General features: G+C 35.0%; 19 protein-coding genes. 10 read left to right on the top strand and 9 right to left on the bottom strand.

What is annotated here, in order from left to right; translation table 11 throughout:
* Positions 1 to 187 precede the first annotated feature (187 nt).
* The 3 genes from VB796_RS03715 (at position 188) to VB796_RS03725 (ending at position 4,714) form a co-directional block, all read left to right on the top strand.
* Positions 188 to 1,690, top strand: coding sequence for a choice-of-anchor I family protein (locus tag VB796_RS03715; RefSeq protein WP_323345165.1), 1,503 nt, complete (start codon positions 188 to 190; stop codon positions 1,688 to 1,690).
* Positions 1,691 to 1,864: 174 nt separating this feature from the next.
* Positions 1,865 to 2,983: a vWA domain-containing protein gene (locus VB796_RS03720; RefSeq protein WP_323345166.1), complete on the top strand. Its 1,119-nt coding sequence runs from the start codon at positions 1,865 to 1,867 to the stop codon at positions 2,981 to 2,983.
* Between the two features lie 195 nt (positions 2,984 to 3,178).
* Positions 3,179 to 4,714 (top strand): magnesium chelatase, encoded by a 1,536-nt coding sequence (locus VB796_RS03725; protein ID WP_323345167.1) that lies wholly within the window; start codon positions 3,179 to 3,181, stop codon positions 4,712 to 4,714.
* A gap of 264 nt (positions 4,715 to 4,978) precedes the next feature.
* Here the strand turns inward: VB796_RS03725 and VB796_RS03730 are convergent, their stop codons facing one another.
* On the bottom strand, positions 4,979 to 5,863 hold the full coding sequence (locus VB796_RS03730; RefSeq protein WP_323345168.1) for a tyrosine-type recombinase/integrase: 885 nt from the start codon (positions 5,861 to 5,863) through the stop codon (positions 4,979 to 4,981).
* Between the two features lie 280 nt (positions 5,864 to 6,143).
* Positions 6,144 to 6,338: a 30S ribosomal protein S21 gene (gene rpsU, locus VB796_RS03735; protein WP_323345169.1), complete on the bottom strand. Its 195-nt coding sequence runs from the start codon at positions 6,336 to 6,338 to the stop codon at positions 6,144 to 6,146.
* A 271-nt stretch (positions 6,339 to 6,609) separates the two neighbouring features.
* Here rpsU and VB796_RS03740 point away from each other — a divergent pair, with 271 nt between their 5' ends.
* The 7 genes from VB796_RS03740 (at position 6,610) to VB796_RS03770 (ending at position 12,771) form a co-directional block, all read left to right on the top strand.
* Entirely contained in the window at positions 6,610 to 7,923 is a 1,314-nt protein-coding gene (locus VB796_RS03740) for a gluconate:H+ symporter (RefSeq protein ID WP_323345170.1), read from the top strand.
* Positions 7,924 to 8,080: 157 nt separating this feature from the next.
* Positions 8,081 to 9,169: a sensor histidine kinase gene (locus VB796_RS03745; RefSeq protein WP_323345171.1), complete on the top strand. Its 1,089-nt coding sequence runs from the start codon at positions 8,081 to 8,083 to the stop codon at positions 9,167 to 9,169.
* A gap of 92 nt (positions 9,170 to 9,261) precedes the next feature.
* Positions 9,262 to 9,960, top strand: coding sequence for a response regulator transcription factor (locus VB796_RS03750; protein WP_323345172.1), 699 nt, complete (start codon positions 9,262 to 9,264; stop codon positions 9,958 to 9,960).
* Positions 9,961 to 9,964: 4 nt separating this feature from the next.
* Positions 9,965 to 11,122, top strand: a complete 1,158-nt coding sequence (locus tag VB796_RS03755; RefSeq protein ID WP_323345173.1) for a hypothetical protein — start codon at positions 9,965 to 9,967, stop codon at positions 11,120 to 11,122.
* Positions 11,123 to 11,129: 7 nt separating this feature from the next.
* Positions 11,130 to 11,597 carry a hypothetical protein gene (locus VB796_RS03760; protein WP_323345174.1) on the top strand — a complete coding sequence of 156 codons (468 nt, stop codon included), beginning with the start codon at positions 11,130 to 11,132 and terminating at the stop codon, positions 11,595 to 11,597.
* Positions 11,598 to 11,600: 3 nt separating this feature from the next.
* Positions 11,601 to 12,329, top strand: a complete 729-nt coding sequence (locus tag VB796_RS03765; RefSeq protein ID WP_323345175.1) for a hypothetical protein — start codon at positions 11,601 to 11,603, stop codon at positions 12,327 to 12,329.
* Positions 12,330 to 12,420: 91 nt separating this feature from the next.
* Positions 12,421 to 12,771, top strand: a complete 351-nt coding sequence (locus VB796_RS03770) for a LytTR family DNA-binding domain-containing protein (protein WP_323345176.1) — start codon at positions 12,421 to 12,423, stop codon at positions 12,769 to 12,771.
* A gap of 19 nt (positions 12,772 to 12,790) precedes the next feature.
* Here the strand turns inward: VB796_RS03770 and VB796_RS03775 are convergent, their stop codons facing one another.
* The 7 genes from VB796_RS03775 to pafA form a co-directional block, all read right to left on the bottom strand.
* Positions 12,791 to 13,453 (bottom strand): MgtC/SapB family protein, encoded by a 663-nt coding sequence (locus tag VB796_RS03775; RefSeq protein WP_323345177.1) that lies wholly within the window; start codon positions 13,451 to 13,453, stop codon positions 12,791 to 12,793.
* Positions 13,454 to 13,604: 151 nt separating this feature from the next.
* On the bottom strand, positions 13,605 to 14,102 hold the full coding sequence (locus tag VB796_RS03780) for a DUF421 domain-containing protein (protein ID WP_323345178.1): 498 nt from the start codon (positions 14,100 to 14,102) through the stop codon (positions 13,605 to 13,607).
* Between the two features lie 2 nt (positions 14,103 to 14,104).
* Positions 14,105 to 14,503, bottom strand: a complete 399-nt coding sequence (locus VB796_RS03785; RefSeq protein ID WP_109744070.1) for an ExbD/TolR family protein — start codon at positions 14,501 to 14,503, stop codon at positions 14,105 to 14,107.
* Between the two features lie 106 nt (positions 14,504 to 14,609).
* Complete coding sequence (locus VB796_RS03790) at positions 14,610 to 15,326, bottom strand: MotA/TolQ/ExbB proton channel family protein (protein WP_109744071.1); 717 nt, start codon at positions 15,324 to 15,326, stop codon at positions 14,610 to 14,612.
* A 208-nt stretch (positions 15,327 to 15,534) separates the two neighbouring features.
* On the bottom strand, positions 15,535 to 17,037 hold the full coding sequence (mqo, locus tag VB796_RS03795; protein WP_323345179.1) for a malate dehydrogenase (quinone): 1,503 nt from the start codon (positions 17,035 to 17,037) through the stop codon (positions 15,535 to 15,537).
* Between the two features lie 93 nt (positions 17,038 to 17,130).
* The gene (locus tag VB796_RS03800) at positions 17,131 to 17,616 is read right to left on the bottom strand and encodes an N-acetyltransferase (protein ID WP_323345180.1); all 486 of its coding nucleotides are present in this window, start codon (positions 17,614 to 17,616) and stop codon (positions 17,131 to 17,133) included.
* Between the two features lie 90 nt (positions 17,617 to 17,706).
* A complete protein-coding gene (gene pafA, locus VB796_RS03805; RefSeq protein ID WP_323345181.1) occupies positions 17,707 to 19,365 on the bottom strand; it encodes an alkaline phosphatase PafA in 1,659 nt (552 codons plus the stop codon).
* Between the last annotated feature and the right edge of the window lie 311 nt (positions 19,366 to 19,676).

The raw sequence follows: 19,676 nt of genomic DNA on the forward strand, positions 1-19,676 counted from the left end.
AATTTTTGAGAATATCTGTCGTCAATTGATGTTCAAAACCCTTGCCAATATTGTATTTATTGCGACTTCTACCATTTCAAGAAAGTGAATTACTATCAATAAGGTCACTTTTAAAATTAACCTACCGTTAATATTTCTTTAACATACGTCTGTTTTTTCAAGAATAGTTTTGTAAAAAAATAGACTCATGAAAAAATCTTTAGTAATCCTCTCTCTTTCATTTTTGTTCCTTTTGTCCAATTGTGATAAAAACGAAGCGGAGTTTTTTGTCAATGAAGACGCTGCCACTTTTGCCGAAATAGGCACAATAGACATAGGTGATGTTGGTGCTGCCGAAATTTCTGCTTATGACCCCGCAACCAACAAACTCTTTGTTGTCAATAATGGAACGGTCAATAAAATTGATGTCATTGATTTTACAGACCCAGCCAAAATGAGCGTAATTGCTTCTATTAGCATGACTCCGTATGGTGGGGCAGTCAACAGTGTTGCGGTATCAAATGGTAAATTGGCAGCCGCTATTGAATCGGTTGACAAGCAAGCAACAGGCAAAGTTGTTGTATTTAATACTACTGATTATAAGGAAGTTAAAACAATCACCGTTGGAGCTTTACCTGATATGATAACGTATTCGCCCGATGGTAGATTTATTTTAACTGCCAACGAAGGCGAACCCAATGCTACTTATAAAAATGACCCTTTAGGAACAATTTCTATTATTTCAGTTAATGATAATTATTCTGTTTCGACTTTAGATTTTTCATCTTTCAGTAGTCAACAAGCCAGTTTAACGGCTAAAGGTTTTAGAATTTTTGGATTAAATGCAAGCTTTGCTCAAGATATTGAACCTGAATACATTACTGTTTCTGACGATTCAAAAACAGCTTGGGTTACCCTTCAAGAAAATAATGCTATTGCTAAAATAAACCTTGAAACGAAAGCCATTACGAGCATTTTACCACTTGGTTTTAAGGATTATAACGTTGATGGTAACGCCGTTGACATCAGTGATAGAGACAATTTGGTGGCTGCCAATAAGTGGAATATCAAAGGTATGTATCAGCCTGATGCGATTTCGGTGGTAGAAAATGGTGGTATCCCTTATTTATTTACGGCTAATGAAGGCGATTCACGAGAATACACGGCATTTGCTGAAATCAAAAGAGTTAGTGCCTTAAAATTAGATGCGACGGCTTTCCCAGATGCAACTTTTAAAACTGATGCCAAAGCTGGTCGTTTGAATGTAACAACGACTTTAGGTGATACCGACGGTGATGGTGATTTTGACCAATTATATTCGTTAGGAGCTCGTTCGTTTAGTGTTTGGAATGGCAATGATGGAGCGTTAGTTTTTGATAGCAAAAACGAATTAGACACAAAAGTAATCGCCGCAGGAGTTTATGATGATGCCCGTAGTGATGATAAATCGGTTGAACCTGAGGGAATTGCAACGGGAATGGTAGGTAATAAAAAAGTGGCTTTTGTGGGTATGGAAAGAGTAGATGCGGTTGCAATTTATGACATTTCTAATCCAAAAGCACCTGTATTTTTACAATTAGTAAAATGTGGCGATGCTCCTGAAGGCGTTTTATTTATTCCTGCTAAAAACAGTCCAACTCAAAAAAGTTTATTAGTTGTTAGTAGCGAAAATGATGGCGTTGTGAAGGTTTATCAGCCTAAAACTTTGTAGAATTAATTAGCGTGTTTATCTCATAATTTATTCGGGAATACATTATAATAAAATGCGTAATATTTCCAAAATAAAATCCATGCAAACTAATTGCATGGATTTTTTATTTTATCCCCCTAATTTTAAACCCATTCTATCAACTTTGTGTTTCAGTTTATATAAACCGTAATAATCATGTTAGGCTATCGTTTCTCAGAATTTATACCCTCCGAACAGGAAGATGGCAAAAAAGCCAAGTTCGACCAATTGCTTGATATTTTCAATCAATTAATTACCATGACGGCTGGAAATGTCTCCGAGGCTTTGTCGTGGATTACGCAATTGGATAAGCAATATAATCTCACCGATGAATCTTATGGAATTGCCGATTTTATCCAAGATTTGAAGGACAAAGGCTACATCAAAGAAGAAAAAAACGAAGATGGCGAAGGGCAACAAGTCCTCACGGCAAAGGGCGAACAGTCAATTCGTAAACAATCTTTGGATGAGATTTTCGGAAAATTAAAGAAAACTAATAATTCTGGAAATCACAGAACTCCCTACCAAGGCACGGGCGATGAAAATAATACCGACCGCAGAGAATTTCAATTTGGGGATTCGATGGAGCAAATTGCCATGACTGAATCAATCCGAAATGCACAAATTAATAATGGCGTTGAGAATTTTATGCTTACTGAAAATGACCTCGAAATCATGGACAAAGAGTATAAAGCCCAAACTTCTACGGTGTTAATGATTGACATTTCGCACTCGATGATTCTTTATGGTGAGGATAGAATTACGCCCGCCAAAAAAGTAGCGATGGCGATGGCGGAACTCATTATGACCAAATATCCCAAAGATACGTTGGACGTTATTGTCTTCGGAAATGATGCTTGGCAGATTCAGGTGAGAGATTTACCCTATTTGGAAGTGGGTCCTTATCATACCAATACTGTTGCAGGATTGGAATTGGCGATGGATTTATTGAGAAGAAGAAAGAATAAAAACAAGCAAATTTTTATGATTACCGACGGCAAGCCAACCTGTTTGAAAGAAGGAATCAAATATTATAAAAACTCGTTTGGCTTAGATAAAAAAATTCTGAATAAAACGCTCACATTAGCCGCACAGTGTAGAAGATTGAAAATTCCTGTAACCACATTCATGATTGCAAGAGATGAATATTTAAAAGAATTTGTCCAAGAATTTACCAAAATCAACAACGGACGAGCATATTATTCTTCGTTGAAAGGGCTTGGAGAGTTTATTTTTGAGGATTATGAGAACAATCGTCGTAAAGATGTTAGATGATAGAGAATAGATTTTAGAGAATAATGAATAAAAGTTTAAACATAAATGAACCTAAAAAATAGTACAGAGGGGAATAATCTATAACTCCTTTTCATTGTTTAAGCGTAAATAAAAGAAACGGTTTAAGAGTTTAAGACCACTACATTTTATTTATATAGAATTTAACAAACATAAGAAAGCATAAAACCAATTATAATGCCATACAAAAACCTAACATCAGAAGACCTTTTGAAAATCAATACGCTTAGTGCGTTGAAAGCGTCTGGATATAAACCGAAGTCTATCAAAGACGAATTGCGTGATAATCTTATCCTAAAAATCAAGAACAAAGAGAAGGTTTTTGAAGGAATTTGGGGTTTTGAAGATACCGTAATTCCTGATATTGAACGAGCAATTTTATCTCAACACCACATCAATCTTTTGGGGCTTCGTGGACAAGCAAAAACCCGTATCGCTCGCTTAATGGTTAATCTTTTGGACGAATACGTTCCCGTTGTCAAAGGTTCGGAATTGAATGATGACCCTTTGCAACCACTTTCACGTTTTGCCAAAGATTTAATCGCTGAACACGGAGACTTAACGCCCGTAACGTGGATGCACCGTGACGACCGTTATACCGAAAAATTAGCAACGCCTGATGTTTCAGTAGCTGACCTTATCGGCGATGCTGACCCCATCAAAGCGGCAACGTTGAAATTACCTTATTCAGACGAGCGAGTTGTTCACTTTGGACTCATTCCACGTTCGCACCGTTGTATCTTTGTAATTAATGAATTACCTGATTTACAGGCTCGTATTCAGGTTTCGTTGTTCAATATTTTGCAAGAAGGAGATATTCAAATTCGTGGTTTCAAAATTCGTTTGCCTTTGGATTTGCAGTTTGTTTTTACTGCCAATCCAGAAGATTATACCAATCGTGGCTCAATCGTTACGCCGTTAAAAGACCGTATTGATTCTCAGATAGTTACCCATTATCCAAAGACGTTGGAGATTGGCAAAAAGATTACTTTGCAAGAGGCAAAATTGAAAGACGGACAAGAAGAAATGGTTACGACCAACCATATCATGGACGATTTAATTGAGCAAATTGCTATTGAGGCTCGTGCTTCTGAATTTGTAGATGCTAAATCGGGCGTATCGGCTCGTATGACAATTTCGGCTTATGAAAACTTGGTTTCTGCGGCAGAAAGACGTGCTTTATTGAATGGCGAAGATAAAACTTATGTGCGTGTAGCCGACCTAATTGGCGTAATTCCTGCTGTTTGTGGAAAAGTAGAATTAGTTTATGAAGGCGAAGTAGAAGGCCCTGTTATTGTGGCTCAAAACCTGATTGGCAAAGCCATCAGAACACAATTTTTAAACTATTTCCCTGACCCAGAAAAAATCAAAAAGGCTGCAAAAGATAAGGCGGGTAAGAATCCATATAAACCTATTATCGACTGGTTTATGGATGGAAATATGATGGATATTTTCAATGATAGTACCGATGCTGATTATTCAGCGAGATTAAGAACGATTGATGGATTAGACGATTTAATCGAAAAAGTTTATCCTCAAATGCAAGGTCGTGAGAAGTTATTTATGATGGAATTTGTCTTACACGGTTTATCAGAATTCTCAATTATCTCGAAAAAAACCTTAGAAAAAGGCTTGCAATTCAAAGATTTAACCGATTCTCTATTCGATTTGGATAATTTCAAATTTGATGAAGATGAGGAAGATTTTAGATAATTCTATAAACAAAAGACTTGGCAATTTTGTCAAGTCTTTTGTTTATTATTCGGAACTATCTACAATTTGTCGCAGAATAAAATTAGACCACAGATTGTACTGATTCAACGGATTTACACGGATAAATTTAAAGAAAAATCAGTGTAAATCTGTTTTATCTGTTCTATCCGTGGTCTAATTTTGTCTTGCGACAAATTGTAGATAATTCCGTTATTATTTGAGTAACTATTGTGATGTGTATTGATAAATAATATTTTTCAAACCTCACGCCTTCGGGTGTGCCTGCTCATAAATCTTCTTGATTTTCTCCATTGAATTATGCGTATAAACCTGAGTCGCAGAAAGCGAAGAATGTCCTAAAAGGTCTTTGATTGCCGTTAATTCAGCTCCATTATTGAGTAAATGCGTAGCATAGGAATGTCGTAAAATATGGGGCGATTTCTTTACCAAAGTTGTTACTAATGACAAGTATTTCTTCGTAATTCGCTGAATCATAACGGGATAAGCCTGATTCCCTTTTTCAGAAACTACTAAATATTCATGCGTTAAGCCTTCTGTATTTTTAAAGTTTTGGTAGTCTTGAATCAATTTTACCAATGACTGACTAATCGGAATAATTCTTTGTTTGTTGCGTTTACCCAAAACCGTAACCGTTCGATTATAAAAATCAATATCCGTTTCCTTCAAATCAATCATTTCGGACAAACGCATTCCCGTTCCGTACAATAATTCCAAAATCAATTTATCTCGCACACCCGCAAAATCATCTGGAAATCCTACATCATCTAACAATGAATCCAATTCTTTTTCACGGATAAATTCTGGGATATTTTTTGAAGTTTTCAGTACCGAAATTTTCAGCATTGGGTCTTTTTCTATAACTTTTTTCTGCAAAAGAAATTTGTAGAAAGTCCGTAAAGTAGCAATTTTACGATTGATAGAACGATTTTCCACTTTCATTTCTGCCATCGACACAATCCAAGAGCGAATCATCTGAAAATCCGCTAATTCTGGGTGATGGAAGTCGTAAGATTTCACCAAATATTCATCAAATTGCTTCATATCAATGCCGTAAGCAGTCACGGTATGGTCGCTACTACGTTTTTCGTACTTGATGTATTTGAGAAAAAAAGAGATTATTTCATTCATAAGTTAATTCTGATAAAAATAGACCACGGATTTGTACGGATTTAACAGATTCACACTGATTTTTATATTTTAAGATAGTAAATCATAATATTCTTTATCAGTGAAAATCCTTTAAATCCGTACAATCTGTGGTCTATTTTACTCTGTAAATTTCCAATAAAAAAGCGTTAGAACAAACTTTACAGTTAATTCTAACGCTTTTTGATGCTGACGGTTATCGGCTTAATTCACGATTAAATTGATAACATAAAATAATGTTATTAGAAATAAAATCAATGACCTAAGATTCTTCGTTACCGTACATTCTTTGTTTGTATGAAGCACGGATAATCTCAGTACGACGGCTAATTGATGGTTTTTCAAAAGCCGAACGTCTGCGAAGTGCCTTTACTACGCCCGTTTTTTCAAATTTTTTCTTGAATCTTTTTAACGCTTTGTCGATTGACTCGTTTTCTTTGATATTGATAATCAGCATATTATGTGTTTGTTTAAAATCTTTTTTGTAAATAGAGGTGCAAAGATAACTGTTTGTATTTTAAATGTCAAGAGAAAGTACTCAATAATACCCGATAAAATACGTGTTAGTCTGATTTGGAACGTTTTATTTAGATACTTTAAATAAAAAGTCTCCATACAAGCCTATAACAATTAACATAAAAAGTAATAAATTTAAGACTTAAACTGTATCTAAAAATTAAACTTACTATTTACGGTTAATTATTCACTGTTAATTACTAATTGCATACATGACTCTAATTACCATTTTTCTATGTATTGGGCTTTTAGTCCTTCTTATCACTTGGGGTAAAATCAATCCTTTTTTGGCATTCCTAATCACTTCTATTGTGGCGGGTATTTGCATGGGTGTTCCTTTAGAAAACCTCGGAAAATCACTCCAAAAGGGCATTGGCGATATGCTTGGCTCGTTGGTCATTGTAATTTCTTTGGGAGCAATGTTAGGAAAAATTGTAGCTGAAAGTGGAGCAGCACAAAAAATAGCCTCTGTAATGATGAGTATTTTTGGCGAAAAATATATTCATTGGGGACTTGTTTGTACTGGTTTTATCATTGGTATTCCCTTATTTTACAATGTAGGATTTGTATTGATGATTCCATTGATTTTTTCGGTTGTTAATCAATATAAACTTCCTGCGGTGTATTTAGGGCTTCCGATGTTGGCATCTTTATCAGTTGCACATGGTTTTTTACCTCCGCATCCATCTCCTGCGGCTTTAGTAGCACAGTTTAATGCCAATATGGGTGTTACGTTACTTTATGGTTTGGTAATTGCAATTCCTGCCATTATTTTAGGAGGTCCCGTTTTTGCCTTAACACTCAAAAAAATACATTCAAAACCTTTGGCGGCTTTCCAAAATGAAACGATGCCACAAGAAGAGCTACCAAGTAAGTTTAATAGTTTCGCTACCTCTCTCCTGCCTGTTATTTTATTGGCATTAACAACTATTCTTACTTTTAAAGCAAAGGATAATGAATCTGTTAAATCTTTCAGTGCTTTTGTGGGTGACCCTGCTATCGTCATGCTCATTTCATTAATCGTTGCGACTTTCACGCTTGGGCTAAATAGAGGTATTTCCATGAAAAAAATTATGGGGTTTTATACCGATGCCGTCAAAGATGTATCTATGATTATCTTGATTATTGGTGGAGCGGGAGCATTAAAACAAATTTTAATAGAAAGTGGCGTTAGTGATGAAATTGCGGGCATTTTGAAAGATTTACCTTTTAATCCATTGATTACGGGTTGGTTAGTTGCCGCAATTATACGGGTTTGCGTTGGCTCAGCAACAGTAGCAGGGCTAACAACGGCAGGCATCATTGCCCCAATGGTAATACAGTCGGGCGTTAATCCAGAATTGATGGTTTTAGCGATTGGCTCAGGCAGTTTGATGTTCTCGCACGTGAATGACCCAGGATTTTGGTTATTTAAAGAATATTTTAATTTGAGTATAAAAGACACCCTTCGCTCGTGGTCGATGATGGAAAGCATTGTGTCTTTGGTTGGACTTTTAGGCGTTTTATTGATTAATACGTTTATATAAAATACGAATGAATGTATCAGGAGGGTTCAGATTTTAGGCTGAACCCTCTTTTTGTTACCGCTCAATAAATAATAGTTCATTATTTAAAGTAATCCCAACAAAACCCTTATATTTATGATAAATCGCTCATTATTAAATATTTACCTGACCTAAGACTTTGAAAAAACTACCCTTAATATTACTTTACCTTATATTTTTGTCAAGTTCAGCTTTCACTCAGAACTTACAAATAAAGAGTATTTGGCATTTTAAAAAAGGAGATATTTCGCAAGATTCTATAAATAAAACACTTGAACGCAATAAAATTCTACTCAAATACAATGAGGTAATTACACTTCAATTTATTCCTAAAAATCAAACTTTGACCTACTTTTTCAGAATTTCCAATACTGAAAAATATAACCAATGGATGGAGCTTGGTCATGAACCTATCGTACAAATACCTCCGTTAGCTGGGGGTAACTATTTCTTGGAAATTTGTACAAATCCACTTGATAAAAAAACGATTAGTAAAGTATCCATTACCATTCCTAATGTTTTTTGGGAAGAAGGCTATTTTTTGCCTTCAATCATTATCTATATTCTTTTCTTGATTGGTATTGCCATTTATTTTTTCTCATTATACAATCTCCGACAAAAACTAAAACTACAAGATGTTAGAAACAGAATTGCTGCCGATTTGCACGATGAAGTAGGTTCTAACCTCAATAGTATTGCCATTTTTGTTGAATTACTCCGTAGAAAATCACCACCAGAACTGTTGCCTATTCTTGATAAAATCACGAATAATTCTACTGAATCTGTACAATTAATGCAAGATACCATTTGGGCGATACAGGCTAAAAATGATGCCTTTCAAAAATTTATTGACCGTATGAGAGGCTTTGCCACCGAAGTATTAGCGGCAAAAGGAATTTCACTATATTTTGACAATCAAATAGATAGCAATAAAAACTCACTTACAATGGATGCCCGAAAAAATGCTTACATGATTTATAAAGAAGCGATTAACAATGTTGTAAAACATTCAAAAGCAACCAAAGTTGAGGTAAAAATTGTGATGGAAAACAATCAGATAATCATTGAAGTAAGCGATAATGGTATTGGCTTCGACCAAAATCTAATTACTGAAGGAAATGGTTTACGCAATTTTGAAGAACGAGCAGAAAACAACGAAATGAAGCTAAATATTGACTCGGTTGCAGGAATTGGGACAAAAGTTTTATTAGAAATACCCTTATTTTAAGGATTTTTTCTCCCCAATATTGGGGATTTTTTGGGTAGATTATTCACCATAGTTTTGTAGCAAGAATTTTAAAAGAAGGCAAAACAATGGTGATGATAAAAACGAAAGTCTATACGCTATTATCCAAAATCAATTCTCTAATTAACGATAAAACTATGATTCGGGTTGTGCTATTTGAAGATAATAAAAACCTACGGGAAAGCCTTTCGATGTATCTGGCGAGTTCTGATAGTGTTTGGTTGGCAGGGTCATTTTCAGATGCTCGAAATGCCCTTTGGGCAATGAAAACCCATCACCCCGACGTAGTATTGATGGATATTCAAATGCCCCACATCACAGGCATTGAAGCCATGATTGATATAAAAAAAGTCTATCCAAACATAAAAGTTTTAATTCAGACAGTTTATGAAGACGAAGACCATATTTTCAAGGCAATTTGTGCTGGGGCAAACGGGTACGTAGTCAAAAACCCCAATCCAGAGATATACGTGCAAGCAATAGAGGAAGTACAAGCAGGAGGGTCTCATCTTTCGCCCAATATTGCTGCCAAAGTATTAGCCATGTTTCAGAGTCAATTCGTTCGGATACAACCCACATTTATAGAATTGACTCAGCGGGAAAAAGAAGTGTTAGGCTGTATGGTAAAGGGCATGAGCTACAAAATGATAGCCGATGCCTGCGACATCAAATTCAGCACAGTACATTCACACATTAAAAATATTTACGAAAAACTCCACGTTAATTCTGCACCTGAAGCTGTTGTTAAGGCTTTGGAGATGCGGTTAATATAAAATTATGGATGAACAATTACATCTTATACGTCCTGTTTTAGACTCTACTATCAAAATGGTTGAATCTGAATTATGTTGGGCTTCAAGTATTGATATGGTTGCAAAACAGCAGAAAATCTTAATAAGTCAAATAAAATTAAGAGATTTAATCAATCAATATTTGACTAATGAGGATGCATCGCATAGATACATTCGTAGTACAATGCCTTCTAATAAAAAATACTTTGAAAAATTATTTTCAGAGGAAATATTAGATAAAATAGGCTGTACTCAATATCAATCAAGTTTATTCCCTCCCAAAGAGTTTATTGAGAAATGTATATCTGCGAATTCACCAATCATTTTTAACGGAATTTTTTATCCACTTTTTAGCATTTCAACCCTACATACATTTGTCGTACAAGGTTATAAAAATATAGATAATAAATTTTGGATATTAACCCTTGACCCTCGTAATTCAGAAACGACTTGTAAAGTAGCATGGGTTTATAATGAATTGATTAATAGACATAATAATTTCCAGATTGCGAATGAGAAAAAAGTAAAAATAGATTTTGTGACGAACTTTTTGCCTACTCAAAGCAAAGGTTTCATTTCTGAAGATTTTCTTGAAAAACCTTTACAGAGTTATATTACGACAGGTCTAAAAGATGAATTGATGGTAAAGGAATTTGCAGAATTCGTGACGTTTCAAAAACATTCTTTATTAGAAAATTATTTCAAAGTCAATCCAAATCAGTTACAGCTATATGGTGAAAAGGCGAATTACAGAACAAGGTATTGCTCTTTTGATGAAATCCTTTCAAAGACAAATACCTATGGTTCAACATATTACTTGCCTGCTCAGGTGGATGGACAAGTAAAACTTGAATTTATTTTTTTCGAAGAAAAAGAAAATCAACTTACTTTTCTTGGAATACAAGAGCCACTTGGAATACAGAATATTTTATATATAAAGGTCGATGGCAAATTAATGATGCTGAATCATAAAGAACCTAATTATGAAATAGTCACCGTCAATTCAAACAAGAAAGATTATGTATTCTTACAGGTTACACTAAATGAAATCACATATTTTTCTCCAATTTATAATTACGAGAATTTTTTAGTAACAAGTGCTTATCAAGACTTTGAACTTAAAAACTTTTTTTCAACTAAATAGTAAGAATATGTCTAAATTATTAGAGATGAGTCATTATTTGACTTATATTGAGCCTACATTTACATATCTGTCTCCTGCTTGGCCTTTGATAGTGAAACAAAAACAGCAAGATATTGAAGGTTATGTAGCTCATCAAAGAATAAGAGATGAACACAATAGAGAGAAAGTCTTTTTTTGCTGTATTTCAAGGAGAAGGTGCCTTTCTAAAGTAGAAAATTCAGATGGTTTATTGATAAAATTAAAAAGTAATGGAAAGAATTGTGACTTTAAACCGTTTAATCAAGATATTCCTTTGGAAGTAGGAGAGTTTGCTATTTCTAAAGAAGTCATAATCGCAATTTGTGATACACAATTAATTAATTCTTTGGTAGTTTATCCTTGTGAAAATGATTCAATCGTTATTGAAATATCAAAGGATATATGTAGAGATGATGGAGCTGGTGGAGATGGTACTAAAGTCAAAATCCCAACTTAAAAAATGACAGAAAGAGAATATGGATATTTAGTAATTAATGTTGGAGTATTTCTCTTATTTTCAAGAGGAATACTCCTTTTAATATTTTTAATCAAACAACCATCTATTTATTTACGAAACTCTAACTATAAACCTCTTTTTTGGTATGCACTAATAGCCTTTTCAATTGCCTTTCTCGAAAATATTATCATTTATTTAGCAAACCAACGAACCGAATTTATTTTATTGGTACTCGAAAAATTGGAGATAAGTAACACATTTTTCACCTCCCCTTTTTTCTATATTAATGAATTGATATTTATATCGGTGTATTTCTCTAAGATTCTAAAAATAAATAAAATCTTCTTCTTCGGTGTTTTTTTAGCTTGTATAGAATTACTAAATACCTTTTTTTTTGAAGGTTATAAAGACGCACAAACTTACGGTTCGTTAATTGTTTCGTTTTGGAATATTTTCTTATCAGGCTTATATTTTTCGAAAGAAAGTAAAGAAGTATTCAAACGAAATATTTTTAAAAGCCCTGTTTTCTATTTTTCATCAGGATTATTCATCTCTAATTCACTATCTATTTTTATTTATTTTATCACAAAAGCCCTTTTTAAAGATAATACTATATTATTTTACAAAATAAGTATTTTTAGAATGATAATTGAAGCACTTTGCTTTTTAGCAATGGGTTATGGTATTGGATTGATAAAAAAGGAGAAAGTATATTGTAAACAAATAAAATAATCCCCCCTCCTCCCAATATTGGGGATTTTTTGTTTTAGGGCTTATCGCCAATTTTGGGTAGTTAATTACTATCCCAAATTATCTCTAAAACATGAACCCAACCCAGCATATTCAGCTTGTCATCAATGGTAAAACCGTCGGAAAAGTCATTCCTGATGATGTTATTTTAATGGAAGCGAAGGTCAATTATACCTATTTGTATTTCAAGAATGGTCGCAAGATTTTGTTATGCCAAACCTTGAAGTCTCTATCGGAAAAATTAGAAAAACATGGCTTTGTCCGTATTCACCGCAAAACTTTGGTTAATACACAATACATCAGCCATTTTGATTCAATAAATTCATCATTTGTGATGAAAAATGGAAAGGAAGTGGAAGTATCAAGAAGGAAATTAAGGAGTCTTAGAGAACTGGATTTGAATATTTTAGGGCAGTTTTACTGATAAACTTTAGATTAATGACCTAATATTCCAATTCTCGAATATCTTTATCCGCCATTAACTTTTTCACTAATTTGTCGTGTTTTGAACTACGACCACGAACCGACCAATTACTGGTTAAAGTTTCTTTCGTGACAATTTGTTTTTCACGCTTAGCCGTTAGGTTACATTGCTCAAAAATACTTTCTAATTTCTTATAAGCATCAGGCGAATAATCACAGATGATTTTGTAATTACGAGTACGCCCGTATTTTTCCATAATCACTTCCAATTTCACAAAAAGACCCAAAACAATATACACAACGATTGTCCCTAAAAATGACAATAAAATATGACCATCGCCAATTGCCATGCCTAAAGAGGCTGTCACCCAAATAATGGTAGCGGTGGTGAGTCCTTTTACACGGTCGTCCATTTTGAAGATAACCCCAGCACCTAAAAAACCGATACCTGTAACAACATTGGCAGCAATACGGTCGGGGGAAGTAGTAATTCCCATTTTTTCCGAGAGAATTGTAAAAATGGTGCAACCTACTGAAATCAAAGTGAATGTCCGTAAGCCAGCCGATTTACTCCGATATTCTCTCTCAAGTCCAACTAATGCACCAACAGCGGTTGAAGCTAAAATCTTGATGAAATCATCATTGTAAAATATATGTTCAAAAAGTATTTGTAAGTCACTCATGTTAGGGGTTAGGGGTTAGGGGTTAGGGGTTAGGGGTTAGGGGTTAGGGAAATATGTAAGTCCCTTTTATCTACTTATTTTTATTGTCATTATTTGTCTTTTCTGCTATTTATTACATCACGAACTCCTAAAACCCAATATCTATTCACCTTTATCTTAATATTTTCTTGGTCTTTCTCTTTTTTGTGGTTTTGTGAGTGTAATCATTGGCTATGACACTGATGTTTCCATCAACCTCCAAAATAGCTAAATTAACATTTTCAATACTCGACACCCCATGTTCACGAACGGCGGCTTCTAATTCTTCCACTGAAAACTCTGTGGCTTCCAATGCTTGATGCCTCACTTTTCCTTCATAAATCAACATTAATGGTTCTCCTTGAATAAATTTGCTCACTGCTTGATGATTGTACATAAATTTTTTCAAGATAAAATTGGTCGCAAATAAACCCGTTGCCGCAGCAAAACCGCCCAACAATGTCGTATCTGAACCGACCATTGCATTTTGTACAGAATTGGAAATCAGCAAGATAAATGTTAAATCTATCACCGACAATTGCGACAATTCTTTCTTTCCAAAAACACGAATAGCCGCTACGATGAAGGCGTAAACGGCTATTGATTTTAAAGCTATTATAAGATAATTCATCCTTACATTTTGTCTGTCGCCATGACCATCACTAAGTTTAGACGAGCCACAATATCATATACTTTGGCTAAATCTTGAACAGTACGGTCTTGAGCAATTCTCAAAATAACGGTTTCTGAACCTTTTCTTTTGGCTTCTTCTCCCAGATAAACCTCTAATTCTTCAAAAGGGACAAGATTATCATCTACAAAATATTGATTATTTTCATCAACGGTTACTCTGATATTTTCTTTCGTTGCCGTTTGTTGAGCCGTCGAAGATTCTGGCAAAAGCAATTTGATGGCATCGGGACTTGCTAATGTTGAAATCATCAAGAAAAACATCATTAGGAAGAAAAGAATATCTGCTAATGCTCCCGTTTCAACTTCCGACTGTTCTCTATGTCTTTTTCTAATATTCATATTGTTAGGATAGAGTTTAGAGTATAAAGTTTAGAGTATAAAGTTTAGATTGAACAATTTTATTGCCATTTCTAACCACTAACTCCTAAACACTAACTCCTAAACTCTACTTCGTTGCAGGTTTATGTAAAATATCCAAGAAGTCAATAGCTGTGATTTCCATTTTGTTCACCGCACGGTCAATCATCGTAGTCAGGATGGTATAAAAGAAATACGCAATAATACCTACCATCAAACCTGTTGCTGATGTCACCATTTTCTCATAAATACCACTGGCAATGGTGCTGATGTCGATTTTATTAGCAACTGAAATATTATGGAATGTACGAATCATACCTGAAACTGTACCCAAGAAACCAAACATTGGAGCGATTTTAGCGATGGCAGAAAGAATTCCAAGATTTTTTTCCATGTTATAAATTTCTACTCTTGCCGTATTTTCGATAGCATTTTCAATATCACGAATTGGCGAGCCTAAACGGTTCAAACCTCTTTCCAACATACGTGCAATTGGATACTGAGAATTTTTACAGTAATTCACCGCACCTTGTACATTTCCGCCCACAAGCATTTCACGGATAGAAAACAAAAAAGTATTATCCATTCTTGCCGTTTTACGGATGTATAAGTAACGTTCAACAAACAAGAAAAGAGCAATGGCAAACAAGATAAAAATCGGAATCATTACCCAACCACCTTTTTCTAAGAGGTTTAGGATATTCATTTCTTCATCGGTTTTTGTAAGAGTGGTCGTAGCAGTTGCCACTGTATCGGCATTAATTACGTTGGTTTGTAGGAGAATACTCGTAAGAAGAGTTTGCATAGTTTAGCGTGGGTTACGTAAGATAACGCTCCTGATGATTAGGCAGGCATCTTATCAAAACAAACATTAAGGATTTATATTAAAATCTATTTTTTAACAAGTTTAACGAAAAAATCTGAATTTTATGGTATGAATTACCCTCAAATTCAGATTTTTTTTAGCTAATCAACTGACTTTAAATCGCTTACATTTTATATTCATGTATCACCTAAGCCAATTCTAATATTCCGTGCGACCATTTTCTAACTTTCGTCGCCAGTTCTTTATCGTCCGCTAAATGTTTTCCGAAAGATGGTATCATTTCTTGCAATTTCGAGAGCCATACTTCCGATTGCATTTGTTCTGCAAAACACTTTTTCATTAATTCTATCATGATTGAAACAGAAGTTGACGCTCCTGGAGATGCTCCTAACAAAGCCGCAATTGTTCCATCGGCAGAAGCAACGATTTCTGTTCCGAATTCTAAAACGCCTCCCTCCTCTTCGTCTTTTTTGATGACTTGTACTCGCTGACCTGCAATGGATAATTCCCAATCTTCGGCTTGTGTATTGGGTACAAATTCCCGAAGGGCATCAATTTTATCTTCAAAACTTTGCGTGACTTGCTGAATTAAATATTTGGTCAAACCAAGATTATGCAAGCCTGCACTAATCATCGGAAGAATATTATCTGCCGTAATGGACAGTGGTAAATCAAGATATGAACCTTCTTTCAAAAATTTGGTAGAAAAACCTGCAAATGGTCCAAAAAGTAATTCTTGTTTGCCCTCAATAATTCGAGAATCTAAATGCGGAACTGACATTGGCGGCGAACCCACTTTGGCTTTTCCGTAAACTTTGGCGTGGTGTTGATTGATTAAATCCTCATTTTTACAAACTAACCATTGTCCACTCACAGGGAAACCGCCAAAACCTTCGCCCTCTTTAATGTCCGATTCGTCTAATAAATCTAATGAACCTCCACCCGCTCCGATAAATACAAATTTGGTTTTAACGGATTTTTTCTCATCGTTAATTTCATCTTTAATTTCCAAAGTCCACGTTTTATCGTCTTCATCTTGGCTTAAAGATTTCACTTCATGACTCAAAAATACCTCCACGCCATGACTTTCCTTTAAGTGATTGAAAAGGCTACGAGTTAACTCTCCGAAGTTTACATCCGTTCCAATTTCAATGTGCGTAGCGGCAACTTTCTGCGTTTCTTCACGGCTATCCATCATCAAAGGCATCCATTCTTTCAGTATTTTTGTATCTTCTGAGAATTTCATTCCTTCAAATAAATGACAATTTTGGAGTGCTTCAAAACGCTTTTTGAGGTATGTTACATCTTCTTCACCCTCCACAAAACTACAATGTGGAATGGCATTGATGAATGATTTTGGCGAACAGAAATAACCGTCTTTTACTAAATACGCCCAAAACTGTTTTGAAACCTCAAAAGATTCTATGATTTTGATGGCTTTATGAATATCAATGCTACCATCTTCATTTTCGGGAGTGTAATTCAACTCACAAAGAGCAGAATGTCCTGTTCCTGCATTGTTCCAAGCATCTGAACTTTCACCTGCTACTTTGTCTAAACGTTCAAAAATTTGAATTTTCAAATCGGGTTGTAATTCTTTTAAAAATACGCCCAAAGTGGCACTCATAATTCCTGCCCCAATAAGCACTACATCACAATCGACGTTTGAATTTTGATTATGTTCTAACATATAATTTCAAATTAAGTAGCACAGACTTTAGTCTGTAAGTAAAGACAGACTAAAGTCTGTGTTACGTAAATAAAATACAGACTAAAGTCTGTGTTACCCCAACCACTGATACATCACCAAAGCATCGGTTAAACCAAGCGTTTGATGTTGAAAAACTTTTGGCAAAATCCCAATAATCTCGAAACCACATTTTTGCCAAAGACGAATCGCTCCTGTATTGGTTGCCATCACGATATTAAATTGCATCGCCTTGAAACCAAGCTGGCTGGCTTCTTCCATCGAAAAACGGCACATGGCTTCTGCAATGCCTCTTCCTCGAAAATCGGGATTGACCATATAACCCGCATTCGCAATGTGCGAACCTAAGTCTGGCTGATTAGCTTTCAAAAAAAATGTGCCAACCACTTTTCCTTCAATTTCACAAACGTAGGCGTATTTTGAGGTTTCATACCAAATATCTAACATTTTCTCCCGTGACGAATCTGGGGCATATACCCAAGTATCGCCCGATTTTATAACGGTGTGAATGATATTCCATACATCATCGGCATCTTGTTCGGTTATTCTTCTAAAAAGCATAGCAAAGTAGTGATGAGTTATGAATGATAAGTGATGAGTTTAAGTCGCTAATAACTTATCGTTCATAACTTATCACTCATCGTTAGAAATTTATTTTTTCGCTCCTTGAATCACATTACCAATACTTCCATTGGGTTCTAAAATATTCAAGAAATCGGCAACGGTTGGAGAAATATCTGAAATGTTAGTTCTCTCAGTTGTCTCTGCGTTTCTAACTTTCCAACCGTAAAATAAAAGTGGCACGTGGGTATCATAACGGTAAAGTGTTCCGTGCGTTGTGCCTGTTTTTCCGCCCATAAACCAATTTGGGTTCAACAATATCATAATATCTCCACTACGACGTGGATTGATTCCATTTTTTACAATTTTCAACTGATAATCTGGTAAAGTTGAGTTCGCTAAATTGTGTAAATCAATCACATCAGCAATATCTTCACGCTTCAATAATACCTCACGAACTACGGCATGAACTTGGGCATAAGAAAGTTTCTTTTCTTGCAAAAGGGCATTGTTCAAATAAATCTGATAATTGTCTTCCGCTCGGATAAAGTCTCCTTCGCCAAAAGCAGTTTTTAATGCAGTTTTCACTTCCGACAAAGCACTTCCTCTATCAAAAACACCCGCAGGTAAATGTTGACTTTGTGAAAAACCTGGCACATCTGCAACACCATGGTCGGCACTCAAAAACACTAAATAATTATCTTTTCCGAGTGTGTTATCAAGGTTTGTCAAAATCTCCGCAATGTCTTTATCTAAACGTAAATAAGTATCTTCTGCTTCAATGGAATTAGGTCCAAAAGCGTGTCCAACATAATCAGTTGAAGAAAAACTTACCGTTAAAAAGTCTGTTTTAGGGCTTTTCCCTAAATTTTCATTTTTAATAGCTGCCAAGGCAAAGTCCTTTGTTAAAGTATTTCCAAAAGGGGTTGTTCTGATAACTTCCAATAAGTTTACGCCCGCTTGTGCCGCCAATTCATGTGGAAAAGTAGGCGTTTTTTCACCCGATAATTTTCCTTCATAAACTTGATTATCAGCCGTACTTTCGGTGTATTGTTCAATCGGGTAAAGTGTCTTCCAACCTTCTACCATATATTTTTGTGGCATTTTTTGAGCATTAAAATCTTTTGCCCATTGTGGTAAATCGTTCATATAAAACGTAGAGGTAATCCAAGAGCCATTTTTAGAATCAAACCAATAAGCAGCATTTCCCGTGTGTCCAGCAGGTAAAATTGCACCTCTATCTTTCAAGGCAATACCAATGGTTTTTGACTGATAATTATTAGCGATTTTTAATTGGTCGGTAATGGTTGAAACCAATAAATTTTTGGGCGACATTAATCCTGCTTTACTATCAGAACCGACAGTTTTTACCGTAGAATCTTCTACACAATATACCGTTTTACCTGATTTCTGATTAAACCACTCGTTACCAATAATTCCATCAATGGCAGGAACTGAACCTGTAAAAATAGCAGCATGACCCGCAGCGGTTACCGTTGGAGCGTAGTCGTAATGATGATTACGGCAATTAAAACCTTCGGTCATCATACGTTTGAAACCTCCTGCTGAATATTTATCATAATAACGATAAAGAAAATCATAACGCATTTGGTCAACAACAATACCTACGACCAATTTAGGCTTGGTTGGATAAGTTGTTTGAGGAGCAGTCGCAACGGTCTTTTTTTGTGCCGAAAGCGACGTAATTACGAAAAATACTAATAGAAATAAAGGGAGTTTTTTGGACATGACGAAGGTAATTTTCTGTGTTTATTGGGTTAAAGTTAATGAGATAATGAATAATAATCATAAATTCCGTTCATTATCAGTTCGTGAAATTTTAGCGATTATTTGAATTGGTTCGTTAAATTGTACCCATCGCAGTTTTTTTAGTGATTCAAAATGATTTACTCAAACGGAACTTTTGAATCACTATTTTTCTTATCCTACCTCAATGGTAATGTAAATAGACAATATAGGTAAGATAGAAAACATAAATATTAAAAAACTTGCAGTTTTTTCAAAAGCAAGTCTGTTTGAATTTGGCTTTTGAAAGACTT

The sequence above is a fragment of the Arcicella sp. LKC2W genome (genome assembly GCF_034931005.1).
Taxonomy (GTDB): Bacteria; Bacteroidota; Bacteroidia; order Cytophagales; family Spirosomataceae; genus Arcicella.

Bases quoted from the DNA above. Each gene is read 5' to 3' on its own strand.
- VB796_RS03785 (WP_109744070.1), bottom strand. From the start codon at position 14,503: ATGAATATTAGAAAAAGACATAGAGAACAGTCGGAAGTTGAAACGGGA.
- VB796_RS03750 (WP_323345172.1), top strand. From the start codon at position 9,262: ATGATAAAAACGAAAGTCTATACGCTATTATCCAAAATCAATTCTCTA.
- rpsU (WP_323345169.1), bottom strand. From the start codon at position 6,338: ATGCTGATTATCAATATCAAAGAAAACGAGTCAATCGACAAAGCGTTA.
- VB796_RS03755 (WP_323345173.1), top strand. From the start codon at position 9,965: ATGGATGAACAATTACATCTTATACGTCCTGTTTTAGACTCTACTATC.
- mqo (WP_323345179.1), bottom strand. From the start codon at position 17,037: ATGTTAGAACATAATCAAAATTCAAACGTCGATTGTGATGTAGTGCTT.
- VB796_RS03775 (WP_323345177.1), bottom strand. From the start codon at position 13,453: ATGAGTGACTTACAAATACTTTTTGAACATATATTTTACAATGATGAT.
- VB796_RS03800 (WP_323345180.1), bottom strand. From the start codon at position 17,616: ATGCTTTTTAGAAGAATAACCGAACAAGATGCCGATGATGTATGGAAT.
- VB796_RS03720 (WP_323345166.1), top strand. From the start codon at position 1,865: ATGTTAGGCTATCGTTTCTCAGAATTTATACCCTCCGAACAGGAAGAT.
- pafA (WP_323345181.1), bottom strand. From the start codon at position 19,365: ATGTCCAAAAAACTCCCTTTATTTCTATTAGTATTTTTCGTAATTACG.
- VB796_RS03770 (WP_323345176.1), top strand. From the start codon at position 12,421: ATGAACCCAACCCAGCATATTCAGCTTGTCATCAATGGTAAAACCGTC.
- VB796_RS03780 (WP_323345178.1), bottom strand. From the start codon at position 14,102: ATGAATTATCTTATAATAGCTTTAAAATCAATAGCCGTTTACGCCTTC.
- VB796_RS03730 (WP_323345168.1), bottom strand. From the start codon at position 5,863: ATGAATGAAATAATCTCTTTTTTTCTCAAATACATCAAGTACGAAAAA.
- VB796_RS03725 (WP_323345167.1), top strand. From the start codon at position 3,179: ATGCCATACAAAAACCTAACATCAGAAGACCTTTTGAAAATCAATACG.
- VB796_RS03740 (WP_323345170.1), top strand. From the start codon at position 6,610: ATGACTCTAATTACCATTTTTCTATGTATTGGGCTTTTAGTCCTTCTT.
- VB796_RS03765 (WP_323345175.1), top strand. From the start codon at position 11,601: ATGACAGAAAGAGAATATGGATATTTAGTAATTAATGTTGGAGTATTT.
- VB796_RS03760 (WP_323345174.1), top strand. From the start codon at position 11,130: ATGTCTAAATTATTAGAGATGAGTCATTATTTGACTTATATTGAGCCT.
- VB796_RS03790 (WP_109744071.1), bottom strand. From the start codon at position 15,326: ATGCAAACTCTTCTTACGAGTATTCTCCTACAAACCAACGTAATTAAT.
- VB796_RS03715 (WP_323345165.1), top strand. From the start codon at position 188: ATGAAAAAATCTTTAGTAATCCTCTCTCTTTCATTTTTGTTCCTTTTG.